We start from the raw sequence: 23,817 nt of genomic DNA, 5'->3' as shown, positions 1-23,817 counted from the left end.
TCGGTGGGGCGTGACCCTGACCGCCGAACAGATCGCGGCGCTGACCCACGACATGTCTGGCTGGAAAAGCCATGAAGTGAATGGCGAACAGGTGCTGGTGCCGGTGCTGTACCTGGCCCACGCCAACAAACGCCTGGCGCCCAACGGCTCCCTGATCGCGGGCAACGATATCAGCCTGATTGCCGGCAAGGATCTGACCAACGTCGGCACCCTGCGCGCGGCCAATGACCTGTTGGCGGTGGCGGGGGAGAGCCTGGTCAATAGTGGGTTGGTGGAGGCGGGCAATCGCCAGGACCTGCTGGCCGGCAACTACCTGGTTAACCGTGCCGGCGGCATCATCGCCGGGCGCGACGTGAGCCTGACCACCACCCAGGGCGACGTGATCAACGACCGCACCCTGACCACCCACCAGAGCAACAGTGAAGACTACGTCCGCGAGCAGCGCCGCGACTTCCTCGACAGCGCCGCCCGCATCGAAGCCGGCAACAGCCTGAGCATCGACGCCGAACGGGACTTCGACAACAACGGCAGCGTCCTGCACAGCGTTGGCGACACCCGCATCAAGGCCGGTCGCAACGTCAGCCTCAACGCCGTCGAGCAAGTGGTCAGCAACGACCGCGGCATTGGCAACCTCGACCAGAGCAAAACCCAGCACGGCGCCACCCTGGAGAGCGGCGGCGACCTGAGCATTGAGGCCGGAGGCAACGTCACCGCCGTCGCCAGCCAGATCGATGCCAAGGGCGATGTCTCGATGACGGCCACTGACTTGATGAACCTGGCCTCGGCAGCCAATGAACAGCACTGGGCCAGCAAGACCGGCACCACCAAGAGCGAAGAGGATCGCGTCCACCAGCAAGCCACCACGGTGACGGCGGGCGGCGGCGTGACGCTCAAGTCCGGCCAGGACATGACCCTGATTTCCAGCAAGGTCAAGGCTGGGGATGAAGCCTATCTGGTGGCCGGTGGCGAACTGAACCTGTTGGCGGAGCAGGACAGTGAGCACTCGCTGTATGACATGAAGAAGAAGGGGGGCTTTGGAAGCCTAAAGACCCAACGTGACGAAGTCACCCGCACCACCCATATAGGCAGCGAAATCAGTGCTGGTGGCAACCTGACGCTCAAGAGCGAGGGTGACCAGAAGTATCAGGTTGCCAAGCTGGAGAGCGGCAAGGACCTGACCCTGGACAGCGGCGGCGCTATCACCTTTGAAGGGGTGAAGGACCTGCACCAGGAGAACCACGAGAAGACCAATAACAATTCCTTCTGGGTGTCCTCCAAAGGCAAGGGCAATACCCACGAAACCCTGCGCCAGACCCAAATGCTGGCTGCTGGCAACATCGTGATCAAAGCCGTAGATGGCCTGAAGATTGATGTGAGGCAGGTCAACCAGCAAACCGTTAGCCAGAGCATTAATGCGATGGTCAACGCCGACCCACAACTGGCCTGGCTTAAGGAGGCTGAGAAGCGCGGCGGTGTCGACTGGCGGTTGGTGAAGGAGATCCACGACTCCTACAAGTACAGCGACTCCGGGCTGGGGCCGGCTTCGCAGATCATTATTGCGATTGTGATGGCGGCGGTCGTTGGACCGGCGGCAATGGGCGCGATGGGAACCGCAACAGGCGGCGCGGTGGCTGCGGGGACCATTAGTTCGGGAACGGCGGGAATGTTGGTGTCGGGTGCTGGAGCTATCGCGACAGGTGCTGCGACGAATGCAACTGTGAGTTTCATCAACAACGGTGGAAATCTGGGTGCGGTAGTTAAGGATGTAACTTCTTCCAATGCCATTCAAGGTTACGTCATTTCCGGTGTTACAGCCGGCTTGACCACCGGTTACTTCGATAAATGGGTCGGAGGTAAAACCGACGTTTTGACCGGCAAGGTTGACTTGCAATTAGACACTTGGACGGGGGTTGGCAAGTTCGCGGCTAACCAGACCTTGCAGGGAGGTACCTCGACACTGTTGAGCAAAGCCTTAGGGCGGGAGGGCAGTGCCAACGACACGTTGAAAAACGCGCTGTTCAACACCTTGGCAGCCGCCAGTTTCAATGCCGTGGGTGACTACACACAAGGTGTACTAAGCGACGGCATGCCGCCAAAAATATTAATCCACGCGATGGTTGGTGGCCTGCTGTCACAAGTGACTGACGGTGACTTCAAAACCGGTGCCTTGGCTGCGGGCGTGAATGAGGCAGTGGTTGTCCAGTTGGACAGGCTGGTCAAGCAAGACGAATCCCTGCTGAGTATGAGTTCGCAGATCGTGGGTGTGCTTACGGCCGCCGTGCAGAGGGATGCAGATGCTCAATCTATAGAGAAAGGCGGCTGGGTGGCGAAGAACGCTACGCAGTACAACTGGCTATTACATAAGGAGATAAAGGCGGCAGATGAAGCGCGAGAAGGCTGTAGGTTGCGCGGAGGTGACGTTGCTGGCTGTCAGAACAGGATTACTCAAGCTATGGATAGCTTGGACCAAGCTCGTAATTTTGAGCGGACTGAACAATTTCGGCAGGTACAACTGGCGGTTTATCAGGAGGGTATGACGCCGGAGCAGTATGAACAGGCTTTAGACCGCTACTGGACTGGGATCGATAAAAACCAGGTTGTCTTATCTGGATATGGGCCTGCTAAAGAGTGGGCATATATTGCCAGTGAGATGGGGGGTGGTTTTGCTGATGCAGCTTTAGGCTGGCCAGGCAAGTTCTACGACAGCATCGTCCACACGCTGACTCATTTGACGGATATTCCGGGCAATATTGTGCTGGCAGGCAAAGAGGGCGTTGACTGGCTCAATAGCCCGATACCCGGGCAAAGCCTAGAGCGTGCTGGTGATCAACTGCTGTTTTCGACACCTGATCGATTAGGTGGCATAGTCTTTGACGCGGCGACCGGAGCTATCACCGCAGCTATTGGCGGCAAGGCAGTTGAGTGGATTGGTGGGAAGTGGGTTGTTGCTGCAAAAGGAACTGTGCCTAGTGGGTTTGCGAATGCAAAGGAGTTTTCTAGTTTCGGCGGCAGTGTCAGAGATGGTCTGTCGAAAGCTGGTTACGGAAATGTTGAGCCCATTCTTCAGGGGAGCGCGGTAACAGGTAAAAGTTACCGAACTGGACAGGCGTTTGATGTTGGGAGGACTAGTGACTTTGATATTGCACTGGCAAGTCCGGAGCTTTTGCGAAAAGCAGAATCTCTGGGGGTTGGGTTAAGAAGTGGCGGGGCACGAACTGGTCCACTAAGCATGAGAGACCTAAAAGCGTTAGGTTTAAATGATCTGGCTAGTCAACTGACTAAGCAAGTCGGTCGAGATGTTAACTTCATGATTTATGGTTCGACATCCTCAGCAATAAGTCGAGCTCCAAGTCTTATTTTACCTAAGTGATTGAAATGGCTGCTTATGATTTATATGGTTTCAAGGGTGTGGCTATTTTGGAGGCAAAATCAAAAATCGAGGAAAAGTTAAATTTTTCTTTTGAGCAGAGAGATAGTTCATATCAGGGAGGGATCTATTATAAGTTTGGCGGCAAGGAGTCAGAAAGCTTTGTGCTGAAAGGAAATATTGACCCTTTTGATGGAGAGTCTGTTGAGCAAATGTTCTCGAACTATCCGATTTTGCTTTATGTGGACATGACTCTGCGCTCTGAGGAGATTAAATTGTTGTTGAGTACAGACTTTTATTTGCTCAGACATGAATTGTTTGACTAGAAATATCCCCCGGCGTTGCCGGGGGATATTTTCACTCCGCCGTAATCACCAAACACCCCTTCATCACCCGCATTTTAAGGTTCTCGTTCATCTCAAACCCCGCCTGCCGTAGCCACAGCCCCGTAGCCTAGTCTGGGACATTTTATACGGTGAGCATCGGCTGGGTGTAATGCATTCGGAGGCCGCGCCGCGTCTGGCGTAGGACATGATGCCGGAGCAATATGAACATGCTTTAGACAGCTACTGGACTGGCTTAGCAAATCCTAAAAATATTCGGTTCACGCAAGATAGTGTTTCTAATACTTTCAAATATGCAAAACCCTCTAGGCAAAAATTGATGGTTTGAAATCAGGAAAAATATCTCCAGATGATCTGCCATCTATCCGAGTATTTGAGAAGGATGGGAGAGTTTATAGTCTGGATAATCGGCGGTTGCTTGCAATATCTGAGGCGGGCGTTTCAGTTAAAGTTGTGCCCGCCACACCGGCAGAAGTTGCTAAGGAGGGTTGGAAAATGACTACGCAAAATAATGGTTCAATTATCTGTGTTCGAGGCGTTTGTAAATGAGGAACGTATGAGCGTTGAGCAAGTGGAAAATATACAGACAAAAGAAGAGTTTGCAGATTTTATCGAGTCGTTTAGAAAGGAGTTAGTACATGCTCCTGATGAATGGGAGAACTCTGATTTGGAGAGGTTTTTGGGTGCAATGGAAGCTTGGGTTAGGGCAATAGATATGTATGCAAAAAATTCTGGTGATAAGACCATTACTATTCCTAGTTGGAGGACTTTTGCAAAAATATTGTGTGCGGCGAAAGTTTATGAATAGTTGATCTAAAGCTCAGGATTTATCTGGAAGTTAAACTTAAAGTTCCCGGCTAGCCGGGGATCTTTCTATGCTTCACTCTGCCGTAATCACCAGCTTATTCTTACTTAGCTTGATTCTAATCTTCTGATTGATCTAAAACCCTACCTGCAACAACCAATGCCCACGTAATCGAAGCCATGGAACATTGGTGCTGGGGATACTCGGCTCTCGTTGAGAGTGGGGCAAGCAGCGATGAATTCTCTCTGTCCAAGTCGGGTGATATGCTCGCGCACGCCAGGTTGCTGGCTATCTGCCAGGGATGCACCAGGCCTTGCTTGATGAGAGGCCTCGGTTAACCCCGGCCCTTACGTAGAGGATGCCGGCAACGCTGTGACCGATTTTAAAGTGGGGGGTGGAAGCCCCCTTCGCCTATTCACCTATCAATGGATGATGGAGCTGCGCCTTCGCGGCTCCACCCCGGGAATATGCCCATGCTCACGAACTACCTCGAACGCTCCATGTCGGCCTTGCGCTCCATCGGTATCAGCTTTCCTCAACAGGACGCCCCGGTCCTGGCGCTGCTGGACAAGGTGGCGGTGTACGACGCTACCCGTGTGACCAATATTGCCGCCACCCTGCAGCAGTCCACGGTGTTCAACGCCGCCGTGCGGGACAAGCTCCAGGGTATGGACATCAGCACCCGCTATGCGGATATCGCCTCCAGCTTCGATTCGATCCGTACCGACGCCGAGCAGATGATGGAGTGGATGGCCGACGGCAAGTTGCAGTTCTCTGAGCGTATTCAGCTGGCGTGGCTGAACGTGCGTCGTGGTTCGATCCCGGATCGCTTCGAGAGCATCCGCGAGCATTACCTGGCAGTGGCCAAGTCGGCCAACGAGCAGATTCAGCTGGAAACCCTGATTCTCGAGGCGTATCAGGATTACCGCCTGGCCATGAAGTCGGCCGAAGTCGATGCCAGTGAAGTACAGAAAATCGCCCTGGCGCAGATGGACGCTGGGCGTAAGGCGCTGGCTGATGCCAGTGCCGCTCTAGAAGTAGCAGGGCTGGCGGCGGATCAGGCCAAGCTGGAGCTGGAGCGGGATGTGGCCCTGCGCAATCTGCAGGACGAAGATAAGCGCTTCCAGATCATCACCGACATCGCCGATCAGTTGAAGGCCGCCTATGGCGCGGCGGAGCTGGTGTTCGCTCGGCTCAATCAGTACCACGCGGTGAAAGAGCGGCTGTATCAACGGGCGGTGAGTTTCTTCGCCACGAACGAGATTGTGCTCACCGGGCTGGCGGCGGGCTTCACTTCGTCCGGTGGCTTGGCGGAAACCACTCAAACCCTGAACGCCATGACCGACGGGATCAATACCAGCCTTGAAGTGCAGGCGCGGGCCGGCGGCGATCAGCTCAATGCCGCACTCAAGGCCGGTTACGGTTCCAGCCTCAAGGCCAGTTCGGTGAAGGCCCTGGCCGATGCGGTGCTGGAGTTCCAGGCCAGCAGCCTGAGCCTGATCCAGGAGCTACGCAAGGAGTCGGCGTCGGCCGCCGCCGAGATCGAGTCGGTCACCGAGGACAGCAAGCGCCGTTTCACTGCGCTCCTGCAGAAGGGGGTGTGAGGTGAGCGGGGTTTCTCTCAGCGAACAGATGGGCGCTATGGCGCTGATCGATGAGCTGCGCCATGGCCAGACCGAGATCCAGAAGCACCTGGACCTGCCCAAACACCGCAAGGCGGTGGCCGAGCGCATTCGTGAGTTCTACAAGGCCAAGGGGGTCGAGGTCGAGGATGCGCTGGTGGAGCATGGGGTACGCAGTTACTTTGCTACGCGCCTGACCTATGACGTACCCACGTTGCGTTGGTGGGAACGGCGTTTGGCCCGGCTTTACATCGATCGTAAACAGTGGCTGAAAGGGACGTTGATTTGGACGCCGATTATCTTGTGGTCGTTGTATGCCTGGAGTCAGGTGATCAGCTCCCATGTCGAGCAACGACGGTACACACAGGCTGACTTGATCAGCATGCGGAGCCAGCTCGACAGCCGCTCGCAGCAGCTTTACACGCAAAGGGACCGATTGGGCAGATTGCATGAACAAGCAACGAGCGCTCGGGTGCCGGCTGCGGATCGAATGCTCGAGAAGGCGAGGGAACTGCTGGAGAAAGCCCAGAAGTTGACATTGATCTCGCTACCAGAGAAGGCTGTGCCGGAGGACCAGCGCAGCCTTGCTGATTCCAACAAGGTATTTGCGGCCCGAAACAGCCTGAATGCTGCAACCAACGCCATGGACGCATTGCAAGTTCAGTTGGACGATGTCTCGCGTGTGTTGTTGGGTAACCAGAAACTCAATGCCTTGGTCGGTCGAACCAGCTATTCCCCGATCAGTAAAGCTGTTCCCGAAGTGCTGACTGAGGCTGCTAAGGCACGCTCCGCATTGGATCAGGCCGATACTGTGGGTGTGGCGACTGCGCTAGCGGCGGTGGATCGACTCGAGCGCTTGATCGAACAGAACAGCCTGAGTCCGACTTACCTCGCCGCCCTTGAAAGCGCGCGTGGAGCAGTGGGCAAGATGGGGTTGAACCCGGCGGATGCTGCTCAGTTCGAGCCTCTGTTTACCAGCGTGGACCGGGCGATCAATGCACAAGATGCCAGTGCCGCAACCCGAAGCCTCAAGGATATTGATCAGTTGCTGACCTTCGCCAAGACACCCTTGAAGTTGGATGTGGTGAGCCGTGCCGGTGAAAAGTCCATGATCGAGCGTAATTACGACCCAACTGGGGGCAAGAGCTGGTACCTGCTGACCGAGGCCACGGATGCCGCCGGTAATGTGGTGCAGGTACCGATTACCAGTCGTGAAACCGGAGAGAAACGCTACGCCAAAGTATTTGGAGTCAGGGTCAGCGAGGCCACCTATCAGGAGGTCAAGAAGGACAAGCTTGCAGATGGTCACGTCGACAATCGGAGCATGGGGTCTAAAGACGCTAATGCGCTGGGCTTGAAGTTTGTCAAAGGGCGTACTACCGGCAACCCTGACTACATTCTGGAGTGGTGATGAGCTCAAACAATACGCTGACGCCTGTGAGTGAAGACTTGCAGCACCATGAGGGTGAACTGCGCGCGCTCCAGCAGGAGCTATCCCTGGCTCACAGTCAGGAGCTGCGCCTGCGGCAGGAAATCAGTTATGCCCTGGCCCAGGTAGCCCGTTATCAACTCAAGGGCGATTCGCAACAGTCGCTTGAGATCACGCGCCTGTTGGCAAAGCGCAACCAGGAAGAGGCCGAGGTGGCTGAACGTCTGGCCAAGGCCGAGGCCAAGGTGGAGCAGCATCAACAGATGTTGTTGGAGGTCTCCGCAGAGGTTCAGGCCCAGGCTGCGGAGCTCGATCGCCGGTTGGCCGAAGACCCCGAGTATCAGCAGCAGGTTGTTGCCTTGCATGCCACTGAGGCGGCGCAAGCAACTACGACCGAATCCTATGGGGAGTTGCGTGACGAGTGCGAGACCAAGTTGCGGAGCTTTCAGGTCGATCGGCTGTATTTGTACCTTAAAGCACGGAAGTTCGGCACCGAGGCCTACCCGCGTTGGACTCCCTGGCAGAGCTTGGATCGGTGGGTCGCAAAGCTTTGCAACTTCACTGAAAACTGGCGGGCCGAGCAGACTCTATATGCCATTCAGGAGGCAAACGAAGAGGCTGCCCGTCAGTCTGAACGTGAGCTGGTGGCCCAGCGGGCCAAAGTGTCTAACTTGTATAGTCGGTTTTCCGCGGCTTTTGATTTTGTGAAGCTTCAGCAGGCTCTGACAACGGGGGCGCAGGCGTTGGAGGCGGCCACGGCTCAGGCCAAGCAGGTCTACGACGAACTGGAGGTCTTCAGCCTCAGGCGTGATCCACATCTGGTTCGTGCGTCGCAGTTGCTGGCTGAGCAGTTGAACGAGATGAGCATTCTGGAGTTGGAGCGCCTGGCTGCGCAGACCAGCGGGCCAGAGGATGATGCGCTGGTGCTGCAAGTTCGAGGGATGCGTGCCGAGCTGGATGAACTACTGGTTCGCATGCCGCGCCTAGAGCTTAAGTGCAAGAAGGCTCGCAAGGATTACAAAAAGGCCAAGCGGATACAGCGCTTGCTGGAAGAGGAGGAAGCTTACGAGTCTGAGGAGGACTACGACGAGTACGAAGCTGATCAAGCCAGTACCGGTGACGGTAAGGCTGCAGCGCTTAGTTTGCTGAAAACGTCCTACACGGTAGCGAGCACATTAATGGGCGCGATTTTGAGTAGCAGTGCTGACTCCGGGTCCTCCAAGTCCAGTAGTTCGTGGAGTAACTCAGGAGCTGGCCGTACGTCCAGCCGTTCCTCTTTCAGCGATTTTTCGAGCGGCTCATCCTCAAGCGCTTCATCGAGCAGCTCCGGCTCCAGTGGCTCAGGCTCTAGCACATCCTCGAGTAGCTCGGGCTTCAGCACCTCTTCGAGCAGCACCCGTTCCCGCGATGGTGGCAGTTTCTCCACCAGCGACAGTCTTTAAGGCCGCGAACTCAAGCGAAAAAACACGGGGGAGCATTGGCTCCCCCGTGTCGTTTCCGGTTAGGGCCGTTTGTGGCCAAGGCGCTACAGCACCTTCACCGGAATACAGATCTCACACGCCAACGCCCCCGTCCTGGCGTCGTAGTACGCCTCCGCCGGATAGCGCTCGAACGCCGGGCGGGTGTCGAACTGCAGGCCACTCTTGGGCATCCAGTCGCGGCACAACTCTATCCAAGTGTCGCCGAGTTCGTGGCCCTTGCCGTTGAATTGCGCCACCGCATACAGGCCGCCTGGAAGGTGGAGGAGGCTGCCTGCACCGTTGGTCTTGAAGGTGGCATCCACTTCCACACAGGCGTCGTAACGCTGCCGGTGCGCTGGGGTGATATCGGGATCATCGTGGCCAATGCCGTAGCGCACTCGGCCTGATAGCTGGTTTTCCTGGATCCAGGGCGCCACTGTTTCGCGCCAGAACTGGCCGAGCTCCGGACCATAGGGGCCGATGTGGCGCAGGCAGGCGACGCGGGCGGGCGGCAGTTGTGTGAGCACGATGTGCAGGCTTGAGTGCTTCAGGTGAATGAAGGCATCGGGATCGTCAAACGCTGGGATGTGCGTCTGGCCAGGGTTGTTCAAGGTCCGCAGGCGCCGTTCGGGAACATCACTCTCGCGTCGGTGCCAGCGCTTGGGCTCGGTGCTGCGCCAGGTGGTCGGGCTTACGGAGAACTGCTGCTTGAAGGCGTGGGACAAGGCTTCGCCGGAACTGAAGCCAACCTCGCGTGCGACTTCAAGCATGCTCGCTTCCGGGTGGCTGGCCAGTTGATAAGCGGCACAGGCCAGGCGGCGTCGACGCAGATACTGGCCCAGGGTTTCGCCCACCCAGGCGCTGAACAGGCGATGGAAATGCAGCGCTGAGAAATGCGCCACCTGCGCCAGGTCGGCCAGCTCGATCGGCTGGTGCAGGTGCTGGTCGATGTACTCCAGGACGCGATTCATGCGGCGCGTGTATTCGTGGAGACTGTGGTCGGCGGGGCTCATAAATGCAGCTTAGCTGGCCGTGTCGGTCGTAGCTGTTTTTGTAGGGGCGGCGAGGGCGTTTTTAAAGGCCATCCACTGAGCAGCTGCCGACCCCGGCGTTTGTCGATCAAGGGACGGGCGGTTGGGTTAATTCCTGAACGGCTGGCCCTTCCCGCCAGTCACAATCGATGAAAGGCATTTCATTCGTTGGTTGGGAGGTTGATCAGGATGAGCACATACAACTGGGATTTGATCGAGCGCCTGTTGCATGAGGTGCAGAACGGCGCTGGCCACAGTTTCACCCCGCGTCCCTATGCCGAGCAGCATGCGGCGGCGCTGGCCGCTGAAGGTGAGACCCCCGGCAATCTGGACGAGCTGAAGGTGACAGCCACGGAATACGAAAAACTGTTGCTGGACCGCGGTTTTATCGAGTCGCGGCCTGAAGACGAAGGTGGCAATGGCGAGAACTTTATCCTCACGCCTCGGGGATCAAGCCTGTTGTGCCTGATCGACAGCAGCATCCCTGGCAATGATCACCCGCGTCAGGTGCTGGATGAGCAAGCCGACGCCCTGGCGCCGGAGACCTTTGATGAGGTGGCGTCTAAAGCGCAGATCGCCTGACGGGAATTCAGTCTTGATGGCTGGCCTGCAGGCATTTGAGCGCCTGGAAGTCGCTGCGCACGCCGTCGATTTTCTTCAGCAGACGCTGACGTTGTTGCGGCGTGCTTTCGGCCATCAGGTCCACCAGCAGGCTGCGGGCCGCCTGCTCGGTACTGGCGTAGGCCTGACGGTAACTTGGGGTCCATAAGCTTTCGCGGTTGACCAGCAGTTGTTCGATGCGTTGCGGGAAGTCGGTACTGTGCCGTTGCTCCACGGCGGCGCTGAACTGCGCCTGCCAGTGAGCGCGGTTGGCAGTCCATTGTTGGTTCTGATCGCCCAGGGCTGCCGACCAAGCGTCGACACGCTGTTGCTGGGCCGGGTTCAAAGGGCCGAGCCAGGTGTTCAGGCGTTTGCTCATGCGCTGGCTGCGTTGGCTGATTTGTTGCTCCAGGGTGGGTTTCAGGTATTGCTCCCGGCGCTCCTGCTGGTCCTTGGCAAAGGCCGCGTTCATCTCCTTGACCTGCTGGTCGTCGAGGCCTTGCAGCAGCTCAACGGCTGAAGGGGTGATTTGCCGCGCGGTCTCGGCGATGGCTTGCTTGGCTTCCTGGGTGCGGATTTGCAGGGCGGCGTCGCTGACCTGATTGCTTTCCACCATCTGTTGCAGGCGATCGAGCCAATCCAGGTAGCCCGGCAACTGGGTGCTGCAATGCCAGCTCAGGTGGTCTTTGAGGCGCTCGTTGAACCAGCCTTTTTGCTCGCTGTTCATGTCCAGGTAATCATTGAGCGTCCAGGGAATGATGACGTCGAGATTACGATAGGCCAGGCCCACGCGGCTGCAGGCCACCAGGACCAGGCTGAAGATCAGGAGCAGGGCGAGTTGCGGTAACCGGCGCGACATGGGCGAATCCTTGCGAATGCGGGTTCATGCATCTGAACCGCAAAGGCCTGCGGCAGTTCAGCCGATCAATAAAAGGCCCGTTCGGCCTTGAAGGTCAACAGCCCATCGCACTCGGCGTTGTGTCCGGAGTAGGCCGAGCAGTCGCCGCCGCTGAGGTTGGAGTCGCTGTAAATCAGGTTCAGGTCGATGCCCAGCCAGGGCCGCGAGAGTTTCACCGACCAGTCGTTGAAGCTGCTGACGTAGCCTCCGTCGGCGATCGACACCGGGCTATTCAACTGGTGGGTGCTGTACTTGAGGCTGATGCCGATGCCGAAGGGCTGGTTGCCGCTCAAGTCGGCGAACAGCGTGCTGTTGCGCTGGTCGGGGTCGTTGCTGAAGGCTGCCCCGAAGCGGCTGCCCAGCAGGGTCAGGCCACCGAAGAACTCGCGGCTGTCGAGGGTTTCCAGTTGCGGGTAGCTGTAATGGATCATCCCCAGTTCATAGCCCAGTGTCTGGTCGAAGGGCTGCTTGAAACCCACGTACGAGTCCACTTCCAAGTGGCTGGCGGGGCTGATGCCCATACTCGGCGCCCATTGGCCGACGTACCAGCCGCTGTCGTGGGCCAAGTCCAGGCCGCCGTGGAAAGAGCCGCTGCTGGACGGCTTGACTAGGCCCTGGGCCATGCTGCGGCTCGGCGTAGTGCCGAGCTTGAGGTCGAAGTCGCCCATCTCGCGCTGGAACACCTGCGCATCGACAGCTGGGCAGGCCAGCAAGGTGCTGGCCAGCAAAAGAGAGGGTTTGAGCATGCTGCACTCCATGAACAGCGAGGAGCAGGAACGGTAGAACCTACTGAAAGGCGCGATTTAGACGTGTGCAAGCATACCGATGAACGCTGTCCGATGAGGGCCGTTCGTCGATTTTTGCAGAGGTTCTGAAGGTGTTGCTGAGGGAGGGTGCCAGTCCTAGCGCCTTGAGGGGGACAAAGCGCATGAGGACCTGGGTGGTGCGGGGGTATTACTTTTTGCCCAGGGTGATCTGCTTGGACGGGCCGAAAGTCTGGCCACTGACGCCTTTGGCAATTTGCTGGATTTCGCCACCGGACTTCAGGAACGCAGCGATCTGATCGTTGATCGATTCGCTGGTCTCAACGGCTGGAGCTGGCTTTGCTTTGCTGTTGGATGCTTTTACGCGCATGGCGGCCATTTAACCTTTTTGAAAATTAACTTGGCCAGGCATCTTACCTGAAAGGCTTGACAATTGCTTGGCAAATATCCCTTTGAAATAACCCTCCCGGGCGTTGAATACGCCTAAGTTATTATTTGCACTATGTCCCTAAGCTGCTGTTTTAAATAAGGAGATTGGCTTGATTTGCAGGAGGCGCCACCAGCGACGTGGGATTCATCCCGTCCGTCGGACTGACGGGTGGCGTCGGGTGAAGGGGCCAAGCCATGAAAAACCAAAGCCCGGGCGGATTTTTCTCCAGCCGGTTCTTCGGCTGCCGAACCTGGCGCCCAAAACCGGGTAGAATGCCGCCCACGCAATGAGGGTATTGGAAATGGCTTTAGTCGGGCGCTACAACAGTTTGCAAGTGGTTAAACACACCAACTTTGGTTTGTATCTGGATGGCGGGGCGGATGGCGAAATCTTGCTGCCCAACCGTTATATCCCCAAAGATATTCCCAGTGAAGATGAAGACTGGCTCAATGTTTTTGTTTATCTGGACAGTGCAGACAAACTCATCGCAACTACTGAAAAGCCGAAAGTTCAGGTCGGTGAGTTCGCCAGTCTTAAAGTCGTTGAAGTTAACAGCATTGGGGTGTTCCTGGATTGGGGCCTGCCCAAGGATCTGTTGCTGCCGTACTCCGAAGAAAAGCGCCAGATGCATGCCGGCGAGTATTGCGTGGTGCACGTCTACCTCGACAAACACACCCGCCGCATCACCGCGACCGCCCGCCTGGACCGCTACCTGGACAAGACACCGGCCAGCTACAAACCGGGCCAGGAAGTCGATCTGCTGGTGGCCGAAGCCACGGATATGGGCTTCAAGGCCATTATCAATAACAAGCACTGGGGCTTGATCCACAAGAACGAGGTGTTCAAGTTCCTGCGTTCCGGCATGCAGGAAAAGGGCTTTATCAAAGAAGTCCGCGCTGACGGCAAGATCAGCCTCAGCTTGCAACCGGTGGGTGAAGAAGCGTCCACCAGCCTGAACTCCAAGATCCTCGCCAAGTTGCGGGAAAACAACGGTAGCCTGGCGGTCAGTGATAAGAGTGACCCGACCCTGATCAGCAGTCTGTTCGGTGTCAGCAAGGGCAACTTCAAGAAGGCCATCGGCGCACTGTACAAGCAGGGGCAGATTGTCATTCACCCGGATCGCATTGAACTAAGCTGACGTTCAACTCGATTCGGGATGTACGTCATGAAAACCACGCTGGTTGCCTACTTCGCTACATTGCTGGCCTTTCTGTTACTCGACGGTGTCTGGCTCGGGTTGCTGATGGGGGCAACGTACAAGGCGCAGTTGGGTTCAATGATGCTCGATCAGCCGCTGCCGGTCCCGGCAGTGGCGTTCTACCTCCTCTATATCCTCGGCTGCGTGGTGTTCGTGGTGCGTCCGGCGTTGAGCCATGGCGGCTGGCAACGGGCTGCGCGGCTTGGCGCCTTGCTTGGCCTGGTAGCCTACGGCACCTATGACCTGAGCAATTGGGCAACCTTGCAGGGTTGGCCGGCTTCCCTGGCGCTGATGGACATGGCCTGGGGCTGCGTGGCCACCGCCATTGCCTGCAGCCTGGGTGTCTTGGGCGCGCGGCAGTGGGGCGGTATCCCGCAATAAGGTCTGTTGCGTTTTCGTCTGTATACAATTATTTGTGCACCGATATCAGGCAATTGCGCACTGTCTGTGGGCAGTCGTGCCCATGATGATCTCGCCTTTAGTCCTCCTCTTGCTGTTCGCTCAATCGACTGAATACAAGGCTTGCGGCCGGATTCGGCACAGGTATCTGCACGATGGCACGCATTCTGCGTAGGGCTTCGTATACAAACCATGCCAGCTCCCGTACGCAGTGTGGTCACAAGGGCAGTCGCGGGGGCAGAGCTTGATCATCGAGGAGCCGCGCAATGACTGAGCAACTACCCGAGGGCTATAGCCCGCGCCTGTACAACCAGGATTTGGGACCGCTGCCGCAAAAATGGAACTGGTACAACATCTTCGCCTTCTGGATGAGTGACGTGCACAGCGTTGGCGGTTATGTGTTTGCCGCCAGCCTGTTTGCCTTGGGGCTGGCCAGTTGGCAGGTGCTGATCGCCTTGCTGGCGGGGATCTGTATCGTGCAGTTTGTCGCCAATCTGGTGGCCAAGCCCAGTCAGCAGGCGGCAGTGCCTTATCCGGTAATTTGCCGTTTGGCCTTCGGGGTGTTTGGGGCGAACATTCCGGCGGTGATTCGTGGCCTGATCGCCGTAGCCTGGTACGGGATCCAGACTTACCTGGCCTCCAGTGCCTTGATCATTGTGGTGCTGCGCTTTTTCCCCTCGATGGCGGTCTATGCAGAGCCACACTTTGCCGGCCTGTCCTACCTGGGCTGGTTCGGTTTTCTGGCCCTGTGGTTCGTCCAGGCCCTGGTGTTCTGGGCTGGTATGGAGTCGATCCGGCGCTTTATCGATTGGGCGGGCCCTGTGGTCTATGCGGTGATGTTCATTCTCGCCGGCTGGATCGTGTGGAAGGCCGGCTGGAGCCAGATCAGTTTTACCCTGGCGGAAAAGTCTCTGTCGGGCTGGCAAGCCTTTGGCCAAGTGATTGTGGCTACTGCCCTGGTGGTGTCTTACTTCTCCGGCCCCACCCTGAATTTTGGTGATTTCAGCCGTTACTGCCGCAGCATGCAGGACGTGAAACGCGGCAACTTCTGGGGGCTGCCGGTAAACTTCCTGGCGTTTTCCCTGGTGACCGTCGTCATCGTCTCAGGCACCTTGCCGGTGTTTGGTGAAATGCTCCACGACCCGATCGCCACCGTGGCGCGGATCGACAACGATGTGGCCGTGCTGTTGGGGGCCTTTGCCTTTGTCACCGCGACCATCGGCATTAATATCGTCGCCAACTTTGTCTCCCCGGCCTTCGATTTCGCCAACGTGGCGCCGAGCAAAATCAGCTGGCGCGCGGGGGGCATGATTGCCGCCGTTGCCTCGATCTTCATCACCCCTTGGAACCTGTTCAACAACCCGGAAGTGATCCACTACACCCTGGACGTACTGGCGGCCTTTATCGGCCCACTGTTCGGCATTCTGCTGGTGGATTACTACCTGATCAAAAAGCAGCAGATTGACGTCGACTCGCTGTTCAACGACAGCCCCAGCGGGCGTTACTACTACAGCGGCGGGGTCAACTGGACCGCGGTCAAGGCGCTGGTGCCAGCGACCTTGATGGGCGTTGCGATCACCTTCACCCCGGTATTGCAGCCGATGGCCAACTTCGCCTGGTTCACCGGTTGTTTCCTCGGCGGCGTGTTGTTCTTTGTCCTGGCCCGGCGCGAGCAGGCCTCAGGTTCGGTGCCTCTGGTGTCCGCGGTGTCTCGCTGAGGCACTGAGTTTCACGGCCCGGCGGGGATCTTTCTCCGCCGCTTTGCCGGATAATCGACAGCACACTATTCTTCGCCCCGGGGCTCGCTTCGGGGCTTTTTGTTTTCTGTCGAGTAACTGCCATGGTGTCGATTGCTTCCAAGGGGCTGCGGTGAGTATCGAGCGGCGCAGCGCCGATGGTTTCGCCCTCCAAGTGATGCTGGGCCTGTGCCTGTTGTGAGGCGTCGCATCAGGGGGCTTGAAGCGATTGCCGTCGACCCCATGAAGGGTCTTGTCCCATTGGCATTCATCCAGTAACAGTTCATTGCTAACTGAGTGGAGCAATGGCGAAAACTTAGGGCTATTATCTGACTTACGCGGCTCCAGAATCTCCGCTCGGCACGACCCTTAAGGGGGGGCACTATGAAAGACAAACTTCAAACCTGGCTGCACGACCTTGGCGTCGCATTGGGCCTGATCGAGCCACCGTTGCAACCGGTGCCGATCCCTACCGACGAAGAACTGCGCCGGCGCCAGCAACGCCGTCGTTAAGCGCTGACGCGAGAGCTGGGCCAGGCCCGGCTCTCCATGTCTCTGGCCTTTGTGGGTGTCGATGCACCCGCGAATTGTCGCAACCCTCGAATCCTATTCTTGCCCGGCTCAATGCCGGGCAATCTGTTGCAGGAACCGACTCAAGTCATTGGCGCTGCTGGCCGTCTTGAGCAGTTGGTCTTCTTCATGGGTAAAGGCCGTCAGGCCGAACTGGTCTTCCAGATGAAAGATCAGGTCCTCGATATCCTGCTTATCCAAACCCAACGCTTGCAGGCTGACATCGTCGGCAAAGTCGTGGTTGCCGTCGAGTTGGCGGCTGATGAAGTCGTGCACGACCTGGCGCACTTCGGCTCGTTTCATGGGCACGCCTCCTGAGGCTGCAAAGTGCGGTCAGCAGGTCAGGCGGGTTTTTTCCAGGATGTACTGGCTGAGCTCGTTGATGGAGGACACTCGACGCAGGTCGAGATCGCTGGCGAGCGGGATGTTGAAGTGGCTTTCCAGTGACTGGAACAGGGCGTTCAGGTCCAGTGAATAACTATCGCTGGCCTGGGCCTGGGAAGGCGGGACAAGCCATTTTCTGGCCATTTGTTCGTCGATGGAGCGGCGGATGGTTTGTTGGATGTCAAAGCGGTCCATAAAACACCTCTGTGCAGGGGAGGTTTTCTTGTTGGGTGACCCTTTCCTAGGGTGATGCGATAGCGCGCACATTGGCGGCTAGCGTTCCCTGTGCTGTCTTCCTGCAAAGACAACCGTCGCTGATTGCCAGTACAGCACAGCTTTTTGAGTGGCGTGGCTGCCATTCGTCAATCGCTTTTCGCTCTGTCGCGCGGTGCATTTTCCAGGCAAAAAAAACGGGTGCAGCCACCGACGCTGCCCCCGCTGAAGAAACCCGCTAACGAAAAAAGTGAGGCTGTATTGGCTGAATCAGAGGGCGCTGGCCACCACGACGGGGCGCCGGGACAGCAGGCTGACCACCACGAAACTCACCAGGCCCACGGCCAGGCTGTAGTAGATCGGGGTGTTGGCATCCAGGCCATCCTTGAACATGAACACCAGGGCGGTGACGAAGCCCAGGCCCATGCTGGCGATGGCGCCGGAGGTGGTCGCACGCTTCCAGAAAATCGCGCCGATCAGCGGGATCAGCATGCCGCCCACCAAGAGGTTGTAGGCCAGGGTCAGGGCGCTGATGACATCGTTGACGATCAGGGCGATCCCCAGCACCAGGATGCCGGTCAGCAGGGTGAACAGGCGGTTGATGCCCAGGCTCGACTGTTTGCCACCGCGCAGTTTTGGCAGCAGGTCTTCGGTCAGGGTGGTGGAGGCTGCGAGCAAGCCGGCGCTGGCGGTGGACATCATGGCGGCCAGGGCGGCGGCGATCACCAGGCCACGAATGCCGTCGGGCAGCGAGGCTTTGACGATGGCGGCAAAGGCATTGTTGACGTTGTCCAGGTCCGGCAACAGCACGTGGGCGGCCATGCCGATCAAGGCGCAGGCCAGGCCGTAGAGGATGCAGTAGACGCCGGCGACGGTGCCTGCGTATTGCGCGACCTTTTCATTCTTGGCGGTGAACACCCGTTGCCAGATGTCCTGGCCGATCAGGATGCCGAAGAAATAGATCATGAAGTAGGTGATGATCGTGTCCCAGCCGATGGTGGTGAAGTTGAAATTGGACGCCGGCAGTTTGGCCACCAGTTCGTCCCAGCCCCCCACGCGGTACAGGCAGATCGGCAGCAGGATGAACATCAGGCCCACGGTCTTGATCACGAACTGGACGATGTCGGTAAGGGTCAGGGACCACATGCCCCCAATCGCCGAGTAGATCACCACCACGCCGCCGCCCAGCAGCACCGAGATCCAGAATGGCAGGCCGAACAGCACTTGCAGCACGGTGCCGATGGCGAGGATCGAGGTCACGCCGATCATCAGCGCGTAGGCCAGCATGATCACCGCGCTGGCCTGGCGGGCCATGGGGTTGTAGCGTTTTTCCAGAACCTGGGTAACGGTGAAGATGCGCAGCTTGAGCAGGGGTTTGGCGAGCAGCAGGTTGAGAGCGATGATGCCCAGGCCTAGCGCGGCGCACAGCCAGAAACCCGAGATCCCGTGGACGTAGCCCAGGCGCACAGTGCCGACCGTGGAGGCGCCCCCCAGGACCGTGGCGGCCATGGTGCCCATGTACAGGGTCGGGCCCAGGTTGCGACCCGCCACCAGGTAGTCTTCGTGGGTCTTGGCCTTGCGCATGCCGTAGTAGCCCAGGACCAGCATTGCGGCAGCGTAAATAAGCACGACAAATAAATCTAAAGCCATGATGGCGAGTCTCCGATTATCTTTTTTATGGGTGAAACGAACAGGTCTTGCATGCAGGTGCCGGCCGGGCGGTGTTGGGTTTGGCCAGCGAAGGTCGCTTCAAGCTCTTTGCAAGGCGTGAAGGCCCTTCGCCGGCAAGCCGGCTCCTGCGTGGATCAGGCGGTTTGGCGCAGTGGGTTTCGTTGCGCGGGGTCGGTGCTTGGGCTGCGTGGGTCGTTGGGCCCGTAGACCTCTTTGGGCTCCGGGAACAGGTTCAGCAGCACCAGGTAGACCACCGAGGCCAAGCCCAGGGTCACCGGCAGGCTGATGTCGATGCCATCGGCCAGGTTGCCCAGGGGGCCGACGAACTGCCCCGGCAAGTTGACGAAGCACAGGCCCACCAGCGCGCTGGGAATCCAGGCACCCAGGCCGCGCCAGTTCCAGCCGTGTTGGAACCAGTAGCGCCCGCCCTGTTCGCCGCGGGTGAAGACTTGCAGGTCATCCGGGCAGTAGAAGCCGCGACGGACCAGCAGGCCGATGATCATGATCACCATCCACGGCGTGGTGCAGGTGATGATCAGCACGGCGAAGGTCGACACGCTCTGTACCAGGTTGGCCGCGAAGCGCCCGATAAAGATGAAGGCGATGGACAGCACACCGATCAGCAAGGTCGCCTTGACCCGCGACAGCACCCGTGGAAACACGCTGGACATGTCCAGCCCGGTGCCATAGAGCGAGGTGGTGCCGGTGGACATGCCGCCAATCACCGCAATCAGGCACACCGGCAGGAAGAACCAGCTCGGCGAAACGGCCAGCAGGCCACCGACATAATTGTTGGCGGCGATGTAGTCCGGGGCCTTGATCGCGACAATGGTGGCGGTGGCCAGGCCGAACAGGAAGGGGATCAGGGTGGCGACCTGGGCTGCGATCACCGCCAGCATGATCCGCCCTTTGGGGGTTTCACGGGGGATGTAGCGCGACCAGTCACCGAGGAATGCCCCGAAGGAAATCGGGTTGCTCATGGCGACCAGTGCGGCACCGATAAAGGCGGCCCAGAACCCGGCCTGGCCCAGGGCGACGGTGCCAGCGAACTGGCTGTCGAAGCTTGGCGCGAAGGCGAAGATGCCCAACAGGAACAGCAGGCTGGCGGCCCACACGGCGATGCGGTTGACCCACAGCATGAAGCGGAAGCCGTAGATGCACACCGTCAGCACCAGAATCGCGAACAGGCCGTAGGCCAGGCCCAGGGTCAGGTCGGTTTCCGGCAGGTCGATCAGGCGTTTGGCGCCGCCCACCAATGCATCGCCAGAACTCCAGACCGAGAGCGAGAAGAAGGCGATGGCGGTCAGCAGCGACAGGAACGAACCGACGATCCGCCCGTGCACACCGAAGTGGGCACCGGAAGACACGGCGTTGTTGGTGCCGTTGATCGGCCCGAACAGGCCCATCGGCGCGAGGATCAAGGCGCCCAGCAACACGCCCAGCACAATCGCCCAGGCACCGGCCTGGAATGACAGGCCGAACAGCACCGGGAAACTGCCGAGCACGGCGGTGGCAAAGGTGTTGGCGCCGCCGAAGATCAAGCGAAACAGGTCGCTGGGTCCGGCGTCACGTTCATGGTCCGGGATCTGTTCGACCCCGTTGGTTTCGATGCTGCTAAGGCTTTTTTCTTTGTTGTTGTTATTCATGATCTGCTCCGATCACATTGGCTAAGGGGGTGGCAGCCCTTCCGGCATTGCGGATAAATGTTCGTGACAGGCCAGCCATAGGCCTCGTTGTTCTTGTCTGCGAAACACAATGGTTTCGCGCTCCTGGCTAAAGTGTTGCTCCCCTTGCATGCGCAGCTCGGTGGCCACGTCATGAATAAACACGGCGACGTCACCTTGCAGGCTGACAACGGCGTTGCTTGAGGTGCAGGACAGCACCTCAAACCCATCCTCGGCACGCCAGTTGTCCCACAGCGCCTGATAGGCATTGCGTGACAGCAGTGGCTGGGGAAGGGTGTAGAACACAAAGCTGGCATCGGCGCTGAAGGCCCCGAAGTAGGCCTCGCGATCGTTGCGGGCAAAGGCCGCCACCAGTTCGGCGGCGGCGTTGAGGACCTGCTGTTGTTCGCTCATGGCCGGCACTCAGCGATGGGCCACGCCGGGCAGTACGCAGAGCATTTCGTACAGCAGGTTGGCGCCCAGCAGTGAGGTGTTGCCGGTGGTGTCGTAGGGTGGCGAGACTTCCACCAAGTCGCAGCCGATCAGCTCCAGGCCCTGGCAGCCCCGGATGATTTCAATGGCTTGGATGGTGGTCAAGCCGCCGATTTCCGGGGTGCCGGTGCCGGGCGCCCAGGCCGGGTCGATGCCGTCGATGTCAAAGCTCAGGTACACCGGGCCGCCGCCGACTTTTTCCCGCACTTCGGCCATCAGGGGTTCCAGGGACTTGTGCCAGCACTCTTCGGCCTGGACCACGCGGAAGCCCTGCTTGCGGCTCCAGTTGAAGTCTTCGGCGGTGTAGCCCTGGGCGCGCAGGCCAATCTGCACCACGCGGTCGCAATCGAGCAGGCCTTCTTCCACGGCGCGGCGGAAGGTGGTGCCGTGGGCGATCTTCTCGCCAAACATGTGGTCGTTCACGTCTGCGTGGGCATCGATGTGCACCAGTCCGACCTTGCCGTGTTTTTTGTGGATGGCCCGCAGGATCGGCAGGGTGATGGTGTGGTCGCCGCCCAGGGTCAGGGGGATCACGTTGTGCTCAAGGATGCCGTCGTAGGCTTCTTCGATGATGCGTACCGCATCCAGCAGGTTGAAGGTGTTGATTGCCACGTCACCAATATCCGCTACCGACAGGGAGTCGAATGGGGCGGCGCCGGTGGCCATGTTGTAGGGACGGATCATCACCGATTCGGCGCGGATTTCGCGAGGGCCGAAGCGGGTGCCGGCACGCAGCGAGGTGCCAATGTCCAGCGGCACGCCGACGAACGCGGCATCCAGGCCGGCCGGGGATTGCAAATGGGGAAGACGCATCATGGTGGCGATGCCGCCGAAGCGCGGCATTTCATTGCCGCCCAGTGGTTGGTGAAGAATCTTGTCCACGGGATAGGCCTCATCGTTGTTTTATTTATGGGCTGGGCGGCGCAGGCGATCTGCTCGGCCAACCGAGTGAGGCCGATTCTGCGAAATGCTGTGAGGGGAAAGAATCGCTACGGACAAATACTTAGTTCAGATTTTTCTAAACTAATGGCCAGGGTGACGCTAGACTCCAGCACGATTTCTTCCGCTGGCGCCCCCGACCCCAGGCGCGCTTGCCGGTTTCCTTGCCCCGGGAAGGGTGTCTGTTGTTTTCTATCGGAGCCCGACATGGCCAACGCTTTACCTGATCTGAAACTATTGCGCATCTTTGTCAGCGTGGTGCGGCATCAGGGGTTCGCCAATGCCCAGCACGAGCTCAACCTCTCGACCTCAGCCATCAGTACCTATATGAGCCAGTTGGAAGCGGCCCTGGGCCTGGTGCTCTGTCACCGTGGTCGCGGCGGTTTCAGCCTGACCAGCAAGGGCGAGTTGTTCCATCAGGAAACCCTGCGCCTGTTGGGCGAGCTGGAAGGTTTCGAGCAATACGCCGCAGCCCTCAAGGGCGAGCTGCGCGGCACCCTGAACCTGGGGGTGATCGACTCCACCGTCAGTGACAAGGCCTTGCCCTTCGCCGAAGCCATCGGCGCCTACAGCCAGGAACACCCGGCGGTGCATTTGCACTTGTCGGTGCTCAGCCCCCACGAATTGCAACTGGGGGTCCAGGACAACCGCCTGGACCTGGCCATTGGTGCGTTTTCCACACGCATGAGCGGCCTGATCTACATGCCGCTGTACCGCGAACAGCACTGGTTGTATTGCAGCAACCGTCACCCGTTGTTCAGCGAGCGGCGCATCCCCGAGCAGTTGATCACCCAGCAGCGCATGGTCGGGCGGGGCTACTGGAGCCAGGCGGAGTTGGCGCGCCACGGTTTCAAACACAGTGCGGCGACCGTGGAAAGCATGGAGGCACAGTTGATCCTGGTATTGTCCGGCGCCTACATCGGCTATTTGCCGGAACATTACGCCCAGGCCTGGGCCGACAAGGGCGACCTGCGGGTGCTGTTGCCGGCGACCTTCGGCTATCAGGCACCGTTTTCCATGATCATGCGTCGGGGGCGCAGCCGCGAGCCGCTGATCCAGACCTTCCGCGACCTGCTCAAGGCGCAGCTCAACCAGGCTTGAGGAGGCCCCATGTCCAGACCCCAGTGCCCCCGTTGCCAGAGACCGCACAGCCATTGCCTGTGCCCGCTGATCCCGCAGTTGGACAGCCGCACCCGAGTTCTGCTGTTGCAGCATCCCAGTGAAGTGAACCATGCGTTGAACACCGCGCGGCTGGCGGCGCTGGGCTTGAACAATGCCGAGTTGATCGTCGGCGAGGTGTTCGAGGATTTGCCCGGGTTGCTCAATCGACCGGGTTATCAGGCCCGGTTGTTGTTCCCGGCGGATGACGCCCAGCCGTTGCAGGCTTACGGGGCGGCGGATGAGCCTCTGCTGCTGGTGGTGCCCGATGGCACCTGGCGCAAGGCGCGCAAGTTGCTGCACCTCAATCCGTTGCTGGCGGCCTTGCCTCGGGTGACCCTGGCTGAAGGTGCGGTGTCCCGTTATCGCCTGCGCAAGGCGCCGGGGCCGGGTGCCTTGTCCACCGTGGAAGCGATTGTCCAGGCCTTGCAAGTGCTGGAAGCGCCGGTCTCTTTCGAGCCGTTGCTGCGACCCTTCGAAGCCCTGATCGAAGGCCAGATTGCCGCCATGGGCGAAGACACCTACCAGCGTAACCACGGCCCCCATCGCCCCTTGTAGGAGCGGGCTCGCCCGCGATGGCGTCCCTGAGCCTTGCGCAAAATTGGCGGGCCCTTCGCCGGCAAGCCGGCTCCTACCGCGTGGT

23 protein-coding genes and 1 pseudogene are annotated in these 23,817 nt (G+C 58.8%); 13 read left to right on the top strand and 11 right to left on the bottom strand.

Annotated elements, in window-relative coordinates:
- Positions 1 to 7 precede the first annotated feature (7 nt).
- Positions 8 to 3,370: pseudogene (locus M1B35_RS25245) on the top strand (DUF637 domain-containing protein); the annotation flags it as partial.
- A gap of 5 nt (positions 3,371 to 3,375) precedes the next feature.
- Positions 3,376 to 3,693 carry a hypothetical protein gene (locus M1B35_RS25240; protein WP_268263407.1) on the top strand — a complete coding sequence of 106 codons (318 nt, stop codon included), beginning with the start codon at positions 3,376 to 3,378 and terminating at the stop codon, positions 3,691 to 3,693.
- Between the two features lie 31 nt (positions 3,694 to 3,724).
- Here M1B35_RS25240 and M1B35_RS32410 read toward each other — a convergent pair whose 3' ends face one another.
- Positions 3,725 to 3,811, bottom strand: coding sequence for a SymE family type I addiction module toxin (locus M1B35_RS32410; protein WP_425273448.1), 87 nt, complete (start codon positions 3,809 to 3,811; stop codon positions 3,725 to 3,727).
- A 456-nt stretch (positions 3,812 to 4,267) separates the two neighbouring features.
- On the opposite strand from M1B35_RS32410, the gene M1B35_RS25235 reads away from it, so the two are divergent.
- The 4 genes from M1B35_RS25235 to M1B35_RS25220 all read left to right on the top strand — a co-directional run bounded on the left by M1B35_RS25235 (position 4,268) and on the right by M1B35_RS25220 (position 9,009).
- Entirely contained in the window at positions 4,268 to 4,519 is a 252-nt protein-coding gene (locus M1B35_RS25235) for a DUF7660 family protein (protein ID WP_268263406.1), read from the top strand.
- A 470-nt stretch (positions 4,520 to 4,989) separates the two neighbouring features.
- Positions 4,990 to 6,120 (top strand): merozoite surface protein 3b, encoded by a 1,131-nt coding sequence (locus M1B35_RS25230; protein ID WP_123334282.1) that lies wholly within the window; start codon positions 4,990 to 4,992, stop codon positions 6,118 to 6,120.
- Position 6,121: 1 nt separating this feature from the next.
- Positions 6,122 to 7,549, top strand: a complete 1,428-nt coding sequence (locus M1B35_RS25225; protein ID WP_268263405.1) for a DUF6384 family protein — start codon at positions 6,122 to 6,124, stop codon at positions 7,547 to 7,549.
- Entirely contained in the window at positions 7,549 to 9,009 is a 1,461-nt protein-coding gene (locus M1B35_RS25220) for a coiled-coil domain-containing protein (RefSeq protein WP_268263404.1), read from the top strand. The genes M1B35_RS25225 and M1B35_RS25220 overlap by 1 nt, the downstream gene beginning before the upstream one ends.
- A gap of 83 nt (positions 9,010 to 9,092) precedes the next feature.
- Here the strand turns inward: M1B35_RS25220 and M1B35_RS25215 are convergent, their stop codons facing one another.
- Positions 9,093 to 10,040 carry an AraC family transcriptional regulator gene (locus M1B35_RS25215; protein ID WP_341870163.1) on the bottom strand — a complete coding sequence of 316 codons (948 nt, stop codon included), beginning with the start codon at positions 10,038 to 10,040 and terminating at the stop codon, positions 9,093 to 9,095.
- A 207-nt stretch (positions 10,041 to 10,247) separates the two neighbouring features.
- Between M1B35_RS25215 and M1B35_RS25210 the strand changes: the two genes are divergently transcribed.
- Positions 10,248 to 10,640, top strand: coding sequence for a transcriptional regulator (locus M1B35_RS25210; RefSeq protein WP_268263402.1), 393 nt, complete (start codon positions 10,248 to 10,250; stop codon positions 10,638 to 10,640).
- Between the two features lie 7 nt (positions 10,641 to 10,647).
- On the opposite strand, the gene M1B35_RS25205 is transcribed toward M1B35_RS25210, so the two are convergent.
- From M1B35_RS25205 to M1B35_RS25195, 3 genes are all read right to left on the bottom strand, one after another.
- Positions 10,648 to 11,517: a DUF6279 family lipoprotein gene (locus tag M1B35_RS25205; RefSeq protein WP_268263401.1), complete on the bottom strand. Its 870-nt coding sequence runs from the start codon at positions 11,515 to 11,517 to the stop codon at positions 10,648 to 10,650.
- A gap of 65 nt (positions 11,518 to 11,582) precedes the next feature.
- The gene (locus tag M1B35_RS25200) at positions 11,583 to 12,302 is read right to left on the bottom strand and encodes a TorF family putative porin (protein ID WP_123329930.1); all 720 of its coding nucleotides are present in this window, start codon (positions 12,300 to 12,302) and stop codon (positions 11,583 to 11,585) included.
- A gap of 208 nt (positions 12,303 to 12,510) precedes the next feature.
- Positions 12,511 to 12,699, bottom strand: coding sequence for a hypothetical protein (locus tag M1B35_RS25195; protein WP_030131898.1), 189 nt, complete (start codon positions 12,697 to 12,699; stop codon positions 12,511 to 12,513).
- A 352-nt stretch (positions 12,700 to 13,051) separates the two neighbouring features.
- Between M1B35_RS25195 and M1B35_RS25190 the strand changes: the two genes are divergently transcribed.
- From M1B35_RS25190 to M1B35_RS25175, 4 genes are all read left to right on the top strand, one after another.
- Positions 13,052 to 13,888, top strand: a complete 837-nt coding sequence (locus M1B35_RS25190; protein WP_123329932.1) for a CvfB family protein — start codon at positions 13,052 to 13,054, stop codon at positions 13,886 to 13,888.
- 27 nt (positions 13,889 to 13,915) lie between these two features.
- Positions 13,916 to 14,329, top strand: coding sequence for a DUF2177 family protein (locus M1B35_RS25185; RefSeq protein ID WP_268263400.1), 414 nt, complete (start codon positions 13,916 to 13,918; stop codon positions 14,327 to 14,329).
- Positions 14,330 to 14,613: 284 nt separating this feature from the next.
- Positions 14,614 to 16,065 (top strand): NCS1 family nucleobase:cation symporter-1, encoded by a 1,452-nt coding sequence (locus M1B35_RS25180; protein ID WP_123329947.1) that lies wholly within the window; start codon positions 14,614 to 14,616, stop codon positions 16,063 to 16,065.
- Between the two features lie 402 nt (positions 16,066 to 16,467).
- The gene (locus M1B35_RS25175; protein WP_259740357.1) at positions 16,468 to 16,596 is read left to right on the top strand and encodes a PA1414 family protein; all 129 of its coding nucleotides are present in this window, start codon (positions 16,468 to 16,470) and stop codon (positions 16,594 to 16,596) included.
- Between the two features lie 108 nt (positions 16,597 to 16,704).
- Here the strand turns inward: M1B35_RS25175 and M1B35_RS25170 are convergent, their stop codons facing one another.
- From M1B35_RS25170 to speB, 6 genes are all read right to left on the bottom strand, one after another.
- Complete coding sequence (locus M1B35_RS25170) at positions 16,705 to 16,956, bottom strand: acyl carrier protein (RefSeq protein ID WP_123329951.1); 252 nt, start codon at positions 16,954 to 16,956, stop codon at positions 16,705 to 16,707.
- A gap of 30 nt (positions 16,957 to 16,986) precedes the next feature.
- Complete coding sequence (locus tag M1B35_RS25165; protein ID WP_268263399.1) at positions 16,987 to 17,232, bottom strand: acyl carrier protein; 246 nt, start codon at positions 17,230 to 17,232, stop codon at positions 16,987 to 16,989.
- 288 nt (positions 17,233 to 17,520) lie between these two features.
- Positions 17,521 to 18,900 (bottom strand): sodium:solute symporter family protein, encoded by a 1,380-nt coding sequence (locus M1B35_RS25160; protein WP_268263398.1) that lies wholly within the window; start codon positions 18,898 to 18,900, stop codon positions 17,521 to 17,523.
- A 155-nt stretch (positions 18,901 to 19,055) separates the two neighbouring features.
- Positions 19,056 to 20,567 carry a purine-cytosine permease family protein gene (locus M1B35_RS25155; RefSeq protein WP_268263397.1) on the bottom strand — a complete coding sequence of 504 codons (1,512 nt, stop codon included), beginning with the start codon at positions 20,565 to 20,567 and terminating at the stop codon, positions 19,056 to 19,058.
- A gap of 21 nt (positions 20,568 to 20,588) precedes the next feature.
- Positions 20,589 to 20,999 (bottom strand): YybH family protein, encoded by a 411-nt coding sequence (locus tag M1B35_RS25150; protein WP_268263396.1) that lies wholly within the window; start codon positions 20,997 to 20,999, stop codon positions 20,589 to 20,591.
- A 9-nt stretch (positions 21,000 to 21,008) separates the two neighbouring features.
- On the bottom strand, positions 21,009 to 21,959 hold the full coding sequence (gene speB, locus M1B35_RS25145; RefSeq protein ID WP_123329962.1) for an agmatinase: 951 nt from the start codon (positions 21,957 to 21,959) through the stop codon (positions 21,009 to 21,011).
- 264 nt (positions 21,960 to 22,223) lie between these two features.
- Here speB and M1B35_RS25140 point away from each other — a divergent pair, with 264 nt between their 5' ends.
- The gene (locus M1B35_RS25140) at positions 22,224 to 23,117 is read left to right on the top strand and encodes a LysR family transcriptional regulator (RefSeq protein WP_123329964.1); all 894 of its coding nucleotides are present in this window, start codon (positions 22,224 to 22,226) and stop codon (positions 23,115 to 23,117) included.
- A 9-nt stretch (positions 23,118 to 23,126) separates the two neighbouring features.
- Positions 23,127 to 23,732 (top strand): tRNA-uridine aminocarboxypropyltransferase, encoded by a 606-nt coding sequence (locus tag M1B35_RS25135; RefSeq protein ID WP_268263395.1) that lies wholly within the window; start codon positions 23,127 to 23,129, stop codon positions 23,730 to 23,732.
- Positions 23,733 to 23,817 lie beyond the last annotated feature (85 nt).

Source organism: Pseudomonas morbosilactucae (assembly GCF_023241665.1).
Lineage (GTDB): Bacteria > Pseudomonadota > Gammaproteobacteria > Pseudomonadales > Pseudomonadaceae > Aquipseudomonas > Aquipseudomonas morbosilactucae.
The sequence above is the reverse complement of the archived record's forward strand: the minus strand, read 5'-3'. Positions and strand labels throughout refer to the sequence as shown.

Bases quoted from the DNA above. Each gene is read 5' to 3' on its own strand.
- M1B35_RS25150 (WP_268263396.1), bottom strand. From the start codon at position 20,999: ATGAGCGAACAACAGCAGGTCCTCAACGCCGCCGCCGAACTGGTGGCG.
- M1B35_RS25190 (WP_123329932.1), top strand. From the start codon at position 13,052: ATGGCTTTAGTCGGGCGCTACAACAGTTTGCAAGTGGTTAAACACACC.
- M1B35_RS25175 (WP_259740357.1), top strand. From the start codon at position 16,468: ATGAAAGACAAACTTCAAACCTGGCTGCACGACCTTGGCGTCGCATTG.
- M1B35_RS25215 (WP_341870163.1), bottom strand. From the start codon at position 10,040: ATGAGCCCCGCCGACCACAGTCTCCACGAATACACGCGCCGCATGAAT.
- M1B35_RS25160 (WP_268263398.1), bottom strand. From the start codon at position 18,900: ATGGCTTTAGATTTATTTGTCGTGCTTATTTACGCTGCCGCAATGCTG.
- M1B35_RS25235 (WP_268263406.1), top strand. From the start codon at position 4,268: ATGAGCGTTGAGCAAGTGGAAAATATACAGACAAAAGAAGAGTTTGCA.
- M1B35_RS25155 (WP_268263397.1), bottom strand. From the start codon at position 20,567: ATGAATAACAACAACAAAGAAAAAAGCCTTAGCAGCATCGAAACCAAC.
- M1B35_RS25205 (WP_268263401.1), bottom strand. From the start codon at position 11,517: ATGTCGCGCCGGTTACCGCAACTCGCCCTGCTCCTGATCTTCAGCCTG.
- M1B35_RS25195 (WP_030131898.1), bottom strand. From the start codon at position 12,699: ATGGCCGCCATGCGCGTAAAAGCATCCAACAGCAAAGCAAAGCCAGCT.
- M1B35_RS25185 (WP_268263400.1), top strand. From the start codon at position 13,916: ATGAAAACCACGCTGGTTGCCTACTTCGCTACATTGCTGGCCTTTCTG.
- M1B35_RS25180 (WP_123329947.1), top strand. From the start codon at position 14,614: ATGACTGAGCAACTACCCGAGGGCTATAGCCCGCGCCTGTACAACCAG.
- M1B35_RS25230 (WP_123334282.1), top strand. From the start codon at position 4,990: ATGCTCACGAACTACCTCGAACGCTCCATGTCGGCCTTGCGCTCCATC.
- M1B35_RS25200 (WP_123329930.1), bottom strand. From the start codon at position 12,302: ATGCTCAAACCCTCTCTTTTGCTGGCCAGCACCTTGCTGGCCTGCCCA.
- M1B35_RS25210 (WP_268263402.1), top strand. From the start codon at position 10,248: ATGAGCACATACAACTGGGATTTGATCGAGCGCCTGTTGCATGAGGTG.
- M1B35_RS25140 (WP_123329964.1), top strand. From the start codon at position 22,224: ATGGCCAACGCTTTACCTGATCTGAAACTATTGCGCATCTTTGTCAGC.
- M1B35_RS25135 (WP_268263395.1), top strand. From the start codon at position 23,127: ATGTCCAGACCCCAGTGCCCCCGTTGCCAGAGACCGCACAGCCATTGC.
- M1B35_RS25240 (WP_268263407.1), top strand. From the start codon at position 3,376: ATGGCTGCTTATGATTTATATGGTTTCAAGGGTGTGGCTATTTTGGAG.
- M1B35_RS25165 (WP_268263399.1), bottom strand. From the start codon at position 17,232: ATGGACCGCTTTGACATCCAACAAACCATCCGCCGCTCCATCGACGAA.
- M1B35_RS25220 (WP_268263404.1), top strand. From the start codon at position 7,549: ATGAGCTCAAACAATACGCTGACGCCTGTGAGTGAAGACTTGCAGCAC.
- M1B35_RS25170 (WP_123329951.1), bottom strand. From the start codon at position 16,956: ATGAAACGAGCCGAAGTGCGCCAGGTCGTGCACGACTTCATCAGCCGC.